General features: G+C 67.8%; 12 protein-coding genes. 4 read left to right on the plus strand and 8 right to left on the minus strand.

Going from position 1 to position 13033, the window contains the following annotated elements:
* Positions 1–2: 2 nt before the first annotated feature.
* Positions 3–1130: a tRNA guanosine(34) transglycosylase Tgt gene (gene tgt, locus ASC91_RS20010; RefSeq protein WP_056200803.1), complete on the minus strand. Its 1128-nt coding sequence runs from the start codon at positions 1128–1130 to the stop codon at positions 3–5.
* A gap of 68 nt (positions 1131–1198) precedes the next feature.
* Between tgt and ASC91_RS20015 the strand changes: the two genes are divergently transcribed.
* A complete protein-coding gene (locus ASC91_RS20015; RefSeq protein WP_235532038.1) occupies positions 1199–2002 on the plus strand; it encodes an ABC transporter substrate-binding protein in 804 nt (267 codons plus the stop codon).
* A gap of 32 nt (positions 2003–2034) precedes the next feature.
* On the plus strand, positions 2035–2640 hold the full coding sequence (locus ASC91_RS20020) for a YigZ family protein (RefSeq protein ID WP_056200808.1): 606 nt from the start codon (positions 2035–2037) through the stop codon (positions 2638–2640).
* Here ASC91_RS20020 and queA read toward each other — a convergent pair.
* Positions 2592–3656, minus strand: a complete 1065-nt coding sequence (queA, locus tag ASC91_RS20025; protein WP_056200811.1) for a tRNA preQ1(34) S-adenosylmethionine ribosyltransferase-isomerase QueA — start codon at positions 3654–3656, stop codon at positions 2592–2594. The two genes, ASC91_RS20020 and queA, sit on opposite strands and share 49 nt — an antisense overlap.
* Before the next feature lie 137 nt (positions 3657–3793).
* On the opposite strand from queA, the gene ASC91_RS20030 reads away from it, so the two are divergent.
* The gene (locus tag ASC91_RS20030; RefSeq protein WP_056200814.1) at positions 3794–4546 is read left to right on the plus strand and encodes an ABC transporter substrate-binding protein; all 753 of its coding nucleotides are present in this window, start codon (positions 3794–3796) and stop codon (positions 4544–4546) included.
* A 19-nt stretch (positions 4547–4565) separates the two neighbouring features.
* On the opposite strand, the gene ASC91_RS20035 is transcribed toward ASC91_RS20030, so the two are convergent.
* Positions 4566–6941, minus strand: a complete 2376-nt coding sequence (locus ASC91_RS20035; RefSeq protein ID WP_162247826.1) for a YCF48-related protein — start codon at positions 6939–6941, stop codon at positions 4566–4568.
* A gap of 157 nt (positions 6942–7098) precedes the next feature.
* Between ASC91_RS20035 and recG the strand changes: the two genes are divergently transcribed.
* Positions 7099–9132, plus strand: a complete 2034-nt coding sequence (gene recG / locus ASC91_RS20040) for an ATP-dependent DNA helicase RecG (RefSeq protein WP_056200820.1) — start codon at positions 7099–7101, stop codon at positions 9130–9132.
* A gap of 14 nt (positions 9133–9146) precedes the next feature.
* Here the strand turns inward: recG and ASC91_RS20045 are convergent, their stop codons facing one another.
* The 5 genes from ASC91_RS20045 to ASC91_RS20065 all read right to left on the minus strand — a co-directional run bounded on the left by ASC91_RS20045 (position 9147) and on the right by ASC91_RS20065 (position 12964).
* Positions 9147–9341, minus strand: coding sequence for a hypothetical protein (locus ASC91_RS20045; RefSeq protein WP_056200823.1), 195 nt, complete (start codon positions 9339–9341; stop codon positions 9147–9149).
* Positions 9342–9456: 115 nt separating this feature from the next.
* The gene (locus ASC91_RS20050; protein ID WP_056200826.1) at positions 9457–10176 is read right to left on the minus strand and encodes a LytTR family DNA-binding domain-containing protein; all 720 of its coding nucleotides are present in this window, start codon (positions 10174–10176) and stop codon (positions 9457–9459) included.
* Positions 10173–11213 (minus strand): sensor histidine kinase, encoded by a 1041-nt coding sequence (locus ASC91_RS20055; protein ID WP_056200829.1) that lies wholly within the window; start codon positions 11211–11213, stop codon positions 10173–10175. Before ASC91_RS20055 ends, ASC91_RS20050 begins: the two co-directional genes overlap by 4 nt.
* A 19-nt stretch (positions 11214–11232) precedes the next feature.
* The gene (locus ASC91_RS20060; protein ID WP_056200832.1) at positions 11233–12129 is read right to left on the minus strand and encodes an alpha/beta fold hydrolase; all 897 of its coding nucleotides are present in this window, start codon (positions 12127–12129) and stop codon (positions 11233–11235) included.
* A 133-nt stretch (positions 12130–12262) separates the two neighbouring features.
* Complete coding sequence (locus ASC91_RS20065) at positions 12263–12964, minus strand: peptidylprolyl isomerase (RefSeq protein WP_056200835.1); 702 nt, start codon at positions 12962–12964, stop codon at positions 12263–12265.
* Positions 12965–13033 lie beyond the last annotated feature (69 nt).

Raw genomic sequence — 13033 nt, forward strand, 5'->3', positions numbered from 1 at the left:
GTTCAGATGCCGCGCGCCCGATCGGCGTGGAACTGCACCCGCCAGGCCTCAAAGCGGCCCGCATCCAGCGCGTCGCGCATCTCCTGCATCAGGTTCAGGTAGTAGTGCAAGTTGTGCACGCTGGTCAGCATGGGGCCTAGCATCTCGCCGCAGCGGTCCAGGTGGTGCAGATAGGCGCGGCTGAAGCCCTTGCAGCATTCGCAGCTGCAGGTCTCGTCGACCGGCTTCTCGTCGGCCTTGTAGCGGGCATTGCGCAGGCGCAGGTCGCCAAAGCGCGTGAACAGATGGCCGTTGCGCGCATTGCGGGTGGGCATCACGCAGTCGAACATGTCGATGCCCTGGGACACGCCTTCGACCAGGTCCTCCGGCGTGCCCACGCCCATCAGATAGCGCGGCTTGTTCGCCGGCAGCTTGTGGCCGGTGTGTTCCAGGATGCGCTGCATCTCGGCCTTAGGCTCGCCGACCGACAGGCCGCCGATGGCATAGCCCGGCAGGTCCAGTTCGGCAAGGCCCGCCAGCGACGCGTCGCGCAGGTTGGTGAACATGCCGCCCTGCACGATGCCGAACAAGGCGTTCGCGTTCTCAAGGCGGTCGAACTCGGTGATGCAGCGCCTGGCCCAGCGCAGGCTCAGCTCCATCGAGGTCTTCGCCTCTCGCTCGGTCGTCAGCACGCCCTTGCTCTCGTAGGGCGTGCATTCGTCGAACTGCATGACGATGTCGGAATTGAGGATGGTCTGGATCTGCATGCTGACCTCGGGGGTCAGGAAGAGCTTGTCGCCATTGACGGGCGACGCGAACTTGACGCCTTCCTCGCTGATCTTGCGCATGGCGCCCAGGCTCCAGACCTGGAAGCCGCCGGAATCGGTCAGGATGGGCTTGTTCCAGCTCTCGAAGCGGTGCAGGCCGCCGAATTGCGTGACGACGTCCAGGCCCGGCCGCATCCAAAGGTGGAAGGTGTTGCCCAGGATGATCTGCGCACCCATCTCCTGCAGCGAGCGCGGCGTGACGCCCTTGACCGTGCCGTAGGTGCCCACGGGCATGAAGATGGGCGTCTGCACGACGCCATGGTTGAGCGTGAGCGTGCCGCGGCGGGCGCGGCCTTCGGTCTTGAGGAGGTCGAACTTCAGCATGGGGGCGTGATTGTCGCAGCCGGCCTGGGCTGGACGCGAAGCTGCCGAACCGCCACCATCGGCCCATGATGCGCGCATCGCTCCAGCCGCTGATTGCAGGCCTGCTGCTCGCCCTGATGGGGGAGCAGGCGGCCGCCCAGGCCTGCGGCCCGTACACAGCGGCGCTCTACCCCTATGCCCGCTTCTATTACGAAGACCCGCATACCGGGCCCGCCGGCATCGACAAGGACATGTTCGACGAGCTGGCGCGCCGTTCGGGCTGCCAGTTGCGGCTGGTGGTCGAGTCGCGCGTGCGCATCTGGGACCAGATGCGGCGCGGTGGCGTGCAGCTGACGCTGTCGGCGCTGGTGAGCCCGGAGCGCCGCGAGATCGCCGAACTGGTGCCCTATGCCCAGGGCCGCTACCAGGTGCTGATGCGCCGCGAGCTGGCGGCGCGCACCCCGACCATCGCCGCCTTCGAGGCCAACACCGAGCTGCGGCTGCTGGACGTGCGCGGCTATGCCCATGGCCCGACCATCGACGCCTGGGTGCAGCGCATGCGCAGCCAAGGTCGCCTCGTTGAGGCCGGCGACTTCAAGACCGCCACTCGCATGCTCAAGGCCGGCCGCGCCGACGCCCTGCTGGCCCTGCCCAGCGGCTGGGGCATCGCCATGGCCGCCTTCGACGACCCAGACGAACTTGTCCCCGTGGACGTCACACCCACCGAGCGCAATGCCGTCGCGCTGGCCATGGTGCGCAGCATGCCGGAGGACGACCGCCAGCGGCTGCGCCGCGCGCTGCAGGCCATGCTGGCCGAGGGCAAGGTCCACGAGATCCTGCGTCGCCATCTCGGCGACAAGGGCGCCAAGGCGGCGGCCTATACCGGCGACTGAAGCGGGCCGAGGCCGCGGGACAATCCCGCAACATGCCCCTGACCCTCGCGGCGCCGGCCGAACACGAACTCGTCATCAAGAAGAGCCGCTTCCTCGGCCGCGTCGAGCCGTGCGCCGATCGCGCGGCCGCCCTGGTCCGGGTCGCCGAGCTGCGCGCCGCCCACCCCGGCGCGGCCCATGTCTGCTGGGCCCTGCTCGCCGGCGGGCATTCGGCCGCCAACGACGACGGCGAACCCGGCGGCACCGCGGGCCGGCCCATGCTGGACGTGCTGCGCCATCAGGGCCTGGACGGCGTGCTGGCGACCGCCGTGCGCTACTGGGGCGGCGTCAAGCTCGGCGCCGGCGGGCTGGTGCGGGCTTACACCGACTGCATCGCCCAGGCCTTGCTGACTGCCGACAAGATCGAGCGCGTCGCCCAGGTGGAGCTGGGCTGCGAGCTGCCCTATGAGCTGGAAGGCCGGCTGCGCCGGTTGGCCGAACAGCATGGCGCGCAGCTCGTCGACGTGAAGCACGAGACGCGCGTCAGCATGCGCTTCAGCTTGCCCGTGACGGCACGAGCCGCATTCGCGGCCGCCATCGACGAAGCGGCTCAGGGCCGCGTGGCGTGGACGCGCGAGAGCAGCATCGCATCGCCATAGCTGAAGAAGCGGTAGCGCTGCGCGATGGCGTGGCTGTACAGCGAACGGATGCGCTCGTAGCCCGCAAAGGCGCTGACCAGCATCATCAGCGTGCTCCTGGGCAGGTGGAAATTGGTGACGAGGCGGTCGACGACGCGGAACTGGAAGCCCGGCGTGATGAAGATGTCGGTCTCGCGGGCACCCGCTTCCAGCTGACCGCCGCGCGCGGCCGATTCCAGCGCGCGCAGCGTCGTCGTGCCGACGGCCACGACGCGGCCGCCGCGCGCATGGCAGGCGGCGACGGCGTCCACCGTCGCCTGCGGCACCTCGAACCATTCGCTGTGCATCTTGTGGTCGGCCAGCTGCTCGACGCGCACCGGCTGGAAGGTGCCGGCGCCCACATGCAGGGTCACATGGGCGCTCGCAACGCCACGCTCGGCCAGGCGGGCGAGCAGGGCTTCGTCGAAATGCAGGGCCGCCGTCGGCGCGGCGACGGCACCGGGCTCCTTGGCAAACACCGTCTGGTAGCGGCGCACATCGTCTTCGCCGTCGGCATGGGCGATATAGGGCGGCAGCGGCACATGGCCGTGGGCCTCCAGCAGCGCGAAGGGGTCTCCGGCGAAGCGCAGATGGAAGAGGCCGTTGTCCGGCCCGCAGCGGCCCAGCACTTCGGCATCGAAGGCATCGGCAAACCGCACGCGGCTGCCCGGCTTGGGGCTCTTGCTGGCGCGCAGATGCATCCAGACTTCCTGGGTACCTGGCAAGACTCGTTCGATCAGGGCCTCCACCGAACCGCCCGTCGCCTTCACGCCGAAGAGACGCGCCTTGATGACCTGGGTGTTGTTGAACACCAGCAGGTCGCCAGGGTTCAGCAAGTTGGGCAGTTCGCGGAACACGCGGTCCACCAGGTCGACACCTGTCGCGTCCAGCAAACGCGAGCTGCTGCGCTCGGCGGCCGGGTGCTGGGCGATCAGCTCGGGGGGGAGGTCGAAATCGAAGTCGGCGACCGTGTAGGCGGCGGCTGGGGAGGAGCTCATGAGGCGCGCTGGCGGGCCGGACAGACCCGTGCCAAGGGGAGGACGCATTGTCCCATCGGGCCGACCGCGTCTTATTCCACACCGCCGGCCGCTTGGTCATACGGACGTCAGCGTTGTCACCCTAGACTCGCGGCCCCGTGAAGCGCCGTACCTGTCTCGCCCTGCCCGCTGTCTTCGGCCTGCCCGCCGTGGCGGTCGCGGCGCCGGCCGAGCGCGCGCTGGTGGGCTTCACCGAAAACCTGGCGCCGCTGAATTACCAGGACGGCGCCGACGTTCGAGGCTTCAGCGTCGAGTTGCTGCGCAAGATGGCGGCCGCCGTCGGCCTGCCACTGGAACTGCAGGTGCTGCCTTGGCAGCGCGCCGTGCAGATGGCCGAGACCCAGCCCGCCAGCGTGCTGTTCTCGCTGACGCGCACGCCCGAGCGCGAGTCACAGTTCCAGTGGGTCGGGCCGATCGCGCCGCGGCGCGTGCTGATCTACCGGCTCACCAAGCGCGGCGACCTCAGCCTGCCCCAGCTCAGTGAACTGGGCGAGCGCCGCATCGGTGTCGTGCGCGACTCGGCGGCCGATCGCCTGCTGCAGGCGGCCGGCCTCAGGCCGGGCATTGAGCTCGAGCACGGGCTGGACGATGCCACCAATGTGCGCAAGCTGTTGGCCAGCCGCATGGAGTTCGTCGTGCTGCTGGACTGGGCCGCCGCCTGGGCCATGCGCCAGCACAAGCTGGCCTACGCCACGCTGCAGCCGGTCATGGAGTTGGATGTCGCCCGCGCCTACTGGTACGGCCTGCGACCGGAGGCCGACCCGGCCTTGGTGAAGCGCCTGCAGGCGGCGCTGGACACGATGAAGCGCGACGGCCGCTATGAGCGGTTGAGGCAGCGCTACTTCCGCTGAAGCAGCGCTGCCGGCGGCGTCAGTTGCCGCCGTTGCCGGTGGCCAGCACGAGGCCATTGGCACCCGTGATCCAGGCCGTATTGGCATCAACCACCTGAATGGAGCTCAGCGCCAGGTTGGTGCCGCTGGGCTGTTGCCGCCAGGTCTTGCCGCCGTCCTGCGTGGCCAGGATCAGTCCGCCGTCTCCGACGATCCAGCCCACCTTGGCATTGGCAAACTTGATGTCGCGCAGCAGGCCATTGCTGCTGGGCAGCTTGACCAGGGTCCATTTGGCTCCCGCATCTTCGGACTTGAGCAGCGTGCCTTCGGAACCCACGGCCCATACCGTCTTAGCGTCAGTGAACGCCAGCGAATAGAGGGTGGAGGTGGTGCCGGTGTACGCAGCATTCCAGGTCGCGCCAGAGTCCGTGGAGACATAGACGCCCCCCATGTTGCCCACGGCCACCCAGGACTGCTCGCCAAGGCGCACAGACATCACGCCATTGGGCAGTGTCATTTCGGTCCAGGTCTTGCCGCCATCACGCGTGTAGGCGAACTGGGCCCCCGAATTGCGCTGCGACCAGCCCAGCGTCTCGGTCTGGAAGTAGGCACCGGTCAAGCTCACACCCGACGCCGTCGGCACATTCGTCCAGCTCTGGCCAAGGTCGGTCGACTTGTAGAGTCGACCATCGTTGCCAACCAACCAGCCCGTCTGCTTGTTGACGAACTGAACGGAGCGTGCCCCGTTGAAGCCGACGCTCTTGACTTCCCAGGTGATGCCGCCGTCCTTGGTGGCGTAGGACTTGTTGGTGGCGTCGGTCATGAAGCCGTTCTTGGCATCGCCGAACCCCACCACAGCCATCTGGCCGTAGTAGCCGCCGCTGTCGACAGCCGTGAAGACCTTGGTCCAGTTCTGGCCGTTGTCCTTGCTCAGGTACATCGCGCCCTGGCCGTCCGAGGCGAGCAGGCTGCTGGTGTCGACGCGCCGGAAGCTGTCACTCGAATAGGAAAAGGAGTTCACGCCACCCGGCATGCTGATCTTGGCCCAGGTCTGGCCCGCATCACGGCTCAACCACAGGGTCGAGTAGTTGCTGGCGATGATGTCGCTGCCGCCGATCGGAATGTAGGAGAAGGAGTAGTAATAGGGCTCGGCCGGAGGTCCGGCCAGCGTGGTCCAGGTCATGCCGCCGTCGGTGCTGCGGATCAGGCCGTTGTTGCCGCTCGCCACCAGCGTCTTGGCGTCGACCGAGACCTGATACAGGCGCTGGATGCCCACCGTCGTCCCGCTCGGCAGGTCCACCTTGGACCAGTTGGCGCCACCATCCACCGTCGTGTACACGGTCTCGGCATAGACGTACCGGTACGTCGTGTAGTCGTAGCTGGACGTCCGCGTGTAGGCCGCGAGATGTTGGTCATCCTGCGCCAGCATGGTGGCAGCCTCGAAGTAGTAAGACGTCGGCGGGAGCTTGAGATCGAGTGAGCTGGTGTAGGCCTGGCCACCGTCCGTGGACACGCGGACGCTGTTGTTCTGGATGAGCCAGAACTTGCCGCTTGACGTGATCTGGTAAGGCGTCGAAGTGATGGTCTTCCAGGTGAGACCTCCGTCCGTGCTGGTGAAGAACAGCCCCGTGCCGCCGTTGCTGATACCAGGCCGACCGATATAGACCGTCTTGGCGTCGACGGCGGTGATGACACCCAGGTCAGCGCTGCTCAGGTAGTACGAAGGGTCTCCAAACTTGGACACCGTCCAGGTGTTGCCGCCGTCGGTCGTGCGCAGCAGTGCGCCGAAGGCACCCGTGGCCCAACCCGTCTGGGCATCGAAGAACTTGATGCCGTAGATGGCCGCGTTGACGCCCGAATTCTGGCGAACCCAGGTGCCACCGCCATCGGTCGTCTTGAAGATTTCACCGCTCTCGCCACCACGCCAGCCGGTGGTGGCGTTCAGGAAATAGACGGTGTTGACGTGATTGCCCGTCGGTCGGGGGTTTTGCCAGCACCAGCCGGTGTTCGATGCGCCGGTGCACTCGAGTCCGCGCACGTTGGCGATGTTGGTGATCGCGACCTTGGTGCGCGTCTCGCGGCTGCTGCCGGCCTCGTTGGTGACCTTGAGCACCACATCGAACTCGCCACCGCTGGCAAAGCTGTGGCTGGGTGCGGCATCCGTGCTGGTGCTGCCGTCGCCGAAGTCCCACTGGAACTTGAGGCCGGTGAGCGTACCGGCCGAATTGCCGAACGCCACGGCAGTGGCCGAATCGGACGTGGCCGGGGCGGTGATGGCCAGGTTTTCCGGAATGACGGTGGGTGCCGGCGGCGGGGGAGGCGTGCTGTCGCCACCGCCACCACCGCAGGCCGTGAGCACGGCGGCAGCCAGCATTCCCATTCCCAAAGCGCGCACGCGCAGCGTCAACTTCTGCATTGCAGACCCTCCCTGGCCCCGATCCGGGCTGTTTTTGTCGGGCCGGATTGTGATGCAAAAGGAGGGCATGGCGTTGGCTTCGTCCGCTCGAATGAGGGGTTCGAGGCTCCCGACGCCGGGCGGTCGGCGCGCTGCTTTACGAACGCAAAATGCCGGCATGCCCGAGCCAGCCAAGTCCGCACCGCAGAAAGCGATGGAAAAGCTCGGCCTGCTGCGCGACATCGACCTGGCTCTTCACCTGCCGATGCGCTATGAGGACGAGACCCAGCTGATCCCCATTGCCGCGCTGCGCGAGAACGAGCCGGCGCAGGTGGAGGGCGTCGTCGTCGACTGCCAGGTGGAGCTGCGCAGCCGCCGCCAGCTGCTGGTGCGCGTGAAGGACGACTCCGGCACGCTGCTGCTGCGCTTCCTGCACTTCTACCCCTCGCAGCAAAAGCAGATGTCGGCGGCCACCCGGCTGCGCGTGCGCGGCGAGGCACGCGTCGGCTTCTTCGGCCGCGAAATGGTGCACCCCGTCGTCAAGGTCGTCGACGAGGACACGCCGCTGGCCCAATCATTGACCCCTGTCTATCCGGCTTCGGCGCAACTGCCGCAGGCCTATTTGCGCAAGGCCGTGGCCTCGGGCCTGGCGCGTGCGGACCTGCGCGAGCTGCTGCCGGCCGGCGTGGTGCCGCAGGGGCTGCCGGGCTTGAAGGACGCACTGCACTACCTGCACCACCCGCCACCCAGCGCCTCACTGGCTGCGCTGGAAGACCACAGCCACCCGGCCTGGCAGCGGCTCAAGTTCGAGGAGCTGCTGGCCCAGCAGTTGTCTCAGCTGCAGGCGCAGCGCGAGCGCGCGCTGCTCGCTGCGCCGGCCCTGCGCGCCCACCCTGGTGGCCTGCACGAGAAGCTGCTCGCGGCCCTGCCCTTCCAACTGACCGGCGCTCAGCAGCGCGTGTCCGAGGAGATTGCGCAGGACCTGGCCCGGCCACAGCCGACGCACCGGCTGCTACAAGGCGACGTCGGTTCAGGCAAGACCGTCGTCGCCGCCTTGGCCGCGGCCGTGGCCATCGACGCGGGCTGGCAGTGCGCGCTGATGGCACCCACCGAGATCCTGGCCGAGCAGCATTTCCGCAAGCTGGTGCAGTGGCTGGAGCCGCTGGGCCTGAAGGTCGCGTGGATCACCGGCAGCGTGAAGGGCAAGGCGCGGCAGAAGATGCTCGATGCCGCCGGCTCGGGCGAGGCCCAGCTCGTCATCGGCACGCATGCCGTCATCGAGGACAAGGTGAAGTTCGCCCGGCTGGGCCTGGCCATCATTGACGAGCAGCATCGCTTTGGCGTGGCGCAGCGGCTGGCCTTGCGCAACAAGCTCAAGGCGATGGACCTGGAGCCCCACCTGCTCATGATGAGCGCGACACCGATCCCCCGCACTCTGGCGATGACCTATTTCGCCGACCTCGATGTTTCCACCATCGACGAGCTGCCGCCCGGCCGCAGCCCCATCGTGACCAAGTTGTTCACCGAGTCCAAGCGCCACGACGTGGTCGACAAGATCCGCATGGCGGTGGCGGACGGGGCCCAGGTGTACTGGGTCTGCCCGCTGGTGGAGGAGAGCGAGGCGGTGGACCTGCGCAACGCCACCGAGACCCACGCCGAGCTGAGCGGGGAGCTGCCGGGCTGCAGCGTGGGCCTGCTGCACGGCCGCATGGCCGCGGGCGAGAAGGCGGCCGTCATGGCGCAGTTCTCCGAGGGTGCGATGCGCGTGCTGGTGGCCACCACCGTCATCGAGGTCGGCGTGGACGTGCCCAATGCCAGCCTGATGGTCATCGAGCACGCCGAGCGCTTCGGCCTGGCGCAGCTGCACCAGCTGCGCGGCCGCGTGGGCCGTGGCGCCAAGGCGAGCGTGTGCGTGCTGATCTACAGCCCGCCGCTGTCCGACACGGGCAAGTCACGGCTCAAGGCCATGGCGGAGACGACCGACGGCTTCGAGATCGCGCGGCGCGACCTGGACATCCGCGGCCCGGGCGAGTTCATGGGCTCGCGCCAGAGCGGCGCTGAGCTGTTGCGCTTTGCCGATCTGCAGGAGGACGCACCCCTGCTGGTCGCCGCGCGCGCGTTGGCGCCCAGGCTGCTGGATGAGCATCCCGAGGCGGCGCGACGTCAGGTCGCGCGCTGGCTCGGAACAAAGGCGGAGTTTCTGAAGGCCTGAGAAGGTGGGAGGCCTTACTTACAGACGAAGCTCTTCGCGTTGACTTCCTTCACGTTGCCGGCGCCACAGGCAGCCACGGCGCGTTCGGTGTTCTTGGCCATGGCGTCGGCATCAAACGCATTGGATGAGCCGGCCGGCGGTGCGAAGACGCAGGCACTGAGCAGGGCGGCGCAAGCCAGGGCGAGGAGAGAGCTTGTGAGACGGTTCATTCGAGTTGTGGGGTCAGGTGTTGAGGAAGGCGGATCGTCGCCAATGTCCGCCGCAGGTGACCGCGGCATGCGACGAACTGCGCAACGCCTGGGACAGGCCGTGCGCTGACAGCCGCTACAGCTCCAGCCTCTCGCGCAGCAGCCTGGCCTGCCGCCTCGACACCTCAACCTGATGCCCATCGCGGAGCAGGACGCGATAGCCGTCGTTGCTCCAGGGCTGGATGCCCTGGATCCAGCGCAGGTTGATCAGATGACTGCGGCTGGCGCGGAAGAAGAGCTGAGGGTCGAGTTTTTCCTCCAGGCTGGTGAGAGTGCGGTTGATCAGAGGGCGCTGACCGTCGAACCAGGCCTGGGCGTAGTTGCCGCAGGCCTCGAAGCCGGCCACTTCGCCCAGGCGCACGAACCAGCAGCGCTCGCCATCGCGCAGGAAGACCATGTCGTCGACGCCCTTGAGCGTTGTCGCCGGTGCCGCGACGGGCGCGGGACGCAGGCGATCGCGGGCCTTGGCAAGCGCCGCCTCCAGACGGTCAGCGGCGATGGGCTTGAGCAAATAGTCCAGTGCATTGCGCTCGAAGGCGGCCAGCGCATGCTGGTCATAGGCCGTCGTGAAGACGACGAGCGGCATGTGTTCGAGTTGGTCGAGCAGGTCGAAGCCGGTGGCGCCGGGCAGTTCCACGTCGAGCAGCAGCAGCTCCGGTTGCAGCGTGTCGATGGCCTCGCGCGCCGGCGCCAGCTCGGCGGCCTCGCCGACGATGTCGGCATCGGGGATGGCGGCCAGCAGCGTGCGCAGCTCCTGGCGCGCCAGGCGTGAGTCCTCGACGATGTAGATCCTCATGCGTTCAGTTCCACGGTGACGTTGACGCGGCCGTCGGCCGCCGCGATGCGGCAGCCCGCGCCGTCGCCGCCAGCGCGCGCGAGGCGCTCGCGCAGGTTGGCCAGGCCCAGGCCGGTGCTGTCCGTCGACCCCGGCTTCCATTGGCCTGGGTTGTCGACGGCAATGTTCAGCTTGCCGCCGTCACGCCCGATACGGATGTCCACGACACCACCACCGGCCGTGCGCGCGATGCCATGCTTGATCGCGTTCTCCACCAGCAACTGCAGCAGCATGGGCGGCACGCTGGCGCCCGCCGTGGCCGGGTCGACCTGCCAGTCCACGCGCAGCCTCTCCTCATGGTGCAACTGCTCCAGCGCGATGTAGTCACGCACGACGGCCAGCTCGTCGGCCAGCGGCACGCGTTCCTTGGCGCTGTGCTGCAGCGTGTGGCGCAGCGTGTTGGACAGGCGGCTCAGCATCTCGCGGGCACGAGTCGGGTCCTCGTTGATGAGGGCACGCAGGTTGTTCAGCGCGTTGAACAGAAAGTGGGGATTGATCTGGGCGCGCAGCACCTGCAGCTCCAACTCGCGCGCGGCGGCCTCGGCCTGCCATTTGGCGACCTCGCCGACACGCCAGCGGTGCAGCATCTGCAGGCCCATCCAGACGGCCATCCACAGCCACAGCATGATGGTGGTGTTGACCGTGTAGCTCAGCAGCACCAGCCAGCCTTGCGGCACATTGGGTGGGAAGTGCAGCAGGCCGAGCGAGATCCCGGCCCAGTTGATGGCGAAGAGCACGACCTGCACTGCCAGGGCGAACAGCGGCGGCAACAGGGCCAGGCGCAGCAGCAGGGCGGGTGGTGAACGGTCCAGCCAGGCGCGGCGCAGGGCCAGGGCGCGCAAGCCCTCGCTGGCCGCCCACAAGCCGCCACCGACGCAGCCCATCACAAAGACGAAGGAGGCGTTGAGCGGCTGGAAGCTCGACACCATCGCCAGCGAGACGGCCACATAGCCGCCCCACAGCAGCGCCTGCACCCCCATCCGCTTGCGCGTGTCCATGCCCCTCAGCCCTCTCGATTTACTTGCCGGCGGCCAGGAAGCCCTTGACCTCGCCAACCAGCCAGTCGGCATCGTCCCACATGAGGAAGTGATAGCCGCGCTGGCTCATGGACACCTTGGCGCCGTTCAGGCCGGCGTACTGCGCCTCGAAGATCTTCTTCGTGCTCTCCAGCGTCGAGCCCATGGGCTCGTAGGCCGCCCAGGCGCCGAGCACCAGCGTCGGTGCAGTGATCCTGGGCAGCAGCGGACGCAAGTCCTCGCCCCACAGTTCGGACATGGCCTGAGCCGTTGTCGCACGGTCGCTGGCCAGGCCCCAACCGACGATGCGCTCGGCGTTGGCCGGGTTCCGGCTCATGCCACCGGCGCCCTGGCGGGTGCCGGCCTCCCATTGCTCCTTGGTGCCGGCCAGCATCTGCTGGCGCATGCCAGCCGCCACGCCGCGCGCAGCTTCGGGCGTCATGCCGCGCAGGCCAGCCAGGAAGGGCAGGGAGTCGACGATAACGAGGCGCTCGATGCGGCCGGGCTTCTCGGCCGCCATCTGCAGGGCCAGCACGCCGCCCAGGCTGTGGCCCATCACGACAGGTCGGTCGAGCTTGCGGTCGTCCAGGTAGGCCAACAGGCGGTCGCGCATGCCGGCCAGGAAGTTGTCCGTCACCACCGCAGGCGCGCCGGCAAAGCCGGGCAGCTGCACGATGTGGCATTGCACGCCGGGCTGCAGGGCAGCGCAGGTCTCCGTCCAGGTGCTGGCCGCGCTGTTCAGGCCAGGGATCATGACGACCGGCCGGCCCTGACCGACCAGGTCCACGCGCAAGTCACGGAATTCGGTCGTCGCGGCCTGGGTGTTGCTCACCCAAAGGGCGGTGGCGATGCCCACGGCGGCGCCGAACAGGCCGATCCACGAGGTCTTGCGGGTCATGGCGTCTTCTCCATCAAGGTTGTGATGGAGGCATGTTGGCCATGTCCAGGCCGGGCTGCCCGGGCCCGATGACGAACGGCAAGCCGCGCTGACGAATGGCGAGCCGCCAGGACGGACGGGCCTACTTCAGACCTTACTTCAACCTTTGGGCCCAGTAGACCAGCACCTCGGTGCGCGGCTCGATGTCGGTCGAGCTGTAGGTGTAGGTCGGCACGACGTTGATCGCGTCCAGCGTATTGAGGCCGGAAATGATGCGGCCGAAGACGGCATAGCCCGGGTTGGCAGCGCTCTGGTAATCCAGGCTGGTGTTGTCCTTCACGTTGAAGAAGAACTGGCTGGTCGCCGAGTCCGCATCGCTGCGGCGGGCCATGGCGATGGTGCCGCGCAGGTTGGACAGGTCGTTGTTGCTTTCCAGCTTGATCGGCGCATACAGCGGCGTCTTGGTGACCATGCCGCTTGTGTAGCCACCGCCTTGGACGACGAAGTCGCGGTCGACGCGGTGGATCAGCGTGCTCGTGTAGAAGCCCGCCGAGACGTATTTGTAGAAGTTGGCCACCGTCAGCGGCGCGTAGGTGTCGTAGAGCTCAACGACGATCTCGCCGCTGCTCGTCAGCATGCAGACCGTGCCCCATTGGCTCGCGGCGGACGCGGCCAGGCCTGCGGGGCTGCATGACTGCGTGGGCGGATTCGGGTTGGGATTGGGGCGCGGGTATTGGGTGCCGCCCCCTCCGCCTCCGCCTCCGCCGCCCACTTCGATCTCGACACCGCCGCCGCAGGCGCTGAACAGGGTGGCCGAGCCGGTGACCAGCAACAAGGTGGCGAGACGTTTGAACATGGCAGGACACCCGCGAGGTGAAGGGGCCTGCCTAACGAAGCGGCCCGCCGTCTGGACGACAGCGGACGC

The organism is Pelomonas sp. Root1237 (genome assembly GCF_001425055.1).
In the GTDB taxonomy this organism is placed as follows: domain Bacteria; phylum Pseudomonadota; class Gammaproteobacteria; order Burkholderiales; family Burkholderiaceae_C; genus Pelomonas.

Bases quoted from the DNA above. Each gene is read 5' to 3' on its own strand.
- ASC91_RS20020 (WP_056200808.1), top strand. From the start codon at position 2,035: ATGCCCCTGACCCTCGCGGCGCCGGCCGAACACGAACTCGTCATCAAG.
- recG (WP_056200820.1), top strand. From the start codon at position 7,099: ATGCCCGAGCCAGCCAAGTCCGCACCGCAGAAAGCGATGGAAAAGCTC.
- ASC91_RS20015 (WP_235532038.1), top strand. From the start codon at position 1,199: ATGCGCGCATCGCTCCAGCCGCTGATTGCAGGCCTGCTGCTCGCCCTG.
- ASC91_RS20050 (WP_056200826.1), bottom strand. From the start codon at position 10,176: ATGAGGATCTACATCGTCGAGGACTCACGCCTGGCGCGCCAGGAGCTG.
- ASC91_RS20035 (WP_162247826.1), bottom strand. From the start codon at position 6,941: ATGCAGAAGTTGACGCTGCGCGTGCGCGCTTTGGGAATGGGAATGCTG.
- ASC91_RS20055 (WP_056200829.1), bottom strand. From the start codon at position 11,213: ATGGACACGCGCAAGCGGATGGGGGTGCAGGCGCTGCTGTGGGGCGGC.
- tgt (WP_056200803.1), bottom strand. From the start codon at position 1,130: ATGCTGAAGTTCGACCTCCTCAAGACCGAAGGCCGCGCCCGCCGCGGC.
- ASC91_RS20065 (WP_056200835.1), bottom strand. From the start codon at position 12,964: ATGTTCAAACGTCTCGCCACCTTGTTGCTGGTCACCGGCTCGGCCACC.
- ASC91_RS20045 (WP_056200823.1), bottom strand. From the start codon at position 9,341: ATGAACCGTCTCACAAGCTCTCTCCTCGCCCTGGCTTGCGCCGCCCTG.
- queA (WP_056200811.1), bottom strand. From the start codon at position 3,656: ATGAGCTCCTCCCCAGCCGCCGCCTACACGGTCGCCGACTTCGATTTC.
- ASC91_RS20060 (WP_056200832.1), bottom strand. From the start codon at position 12,129: ATGACCCGCAAGACCTCGTGGATCGGCCTGTTCGGCGCCGCCGTGGGC.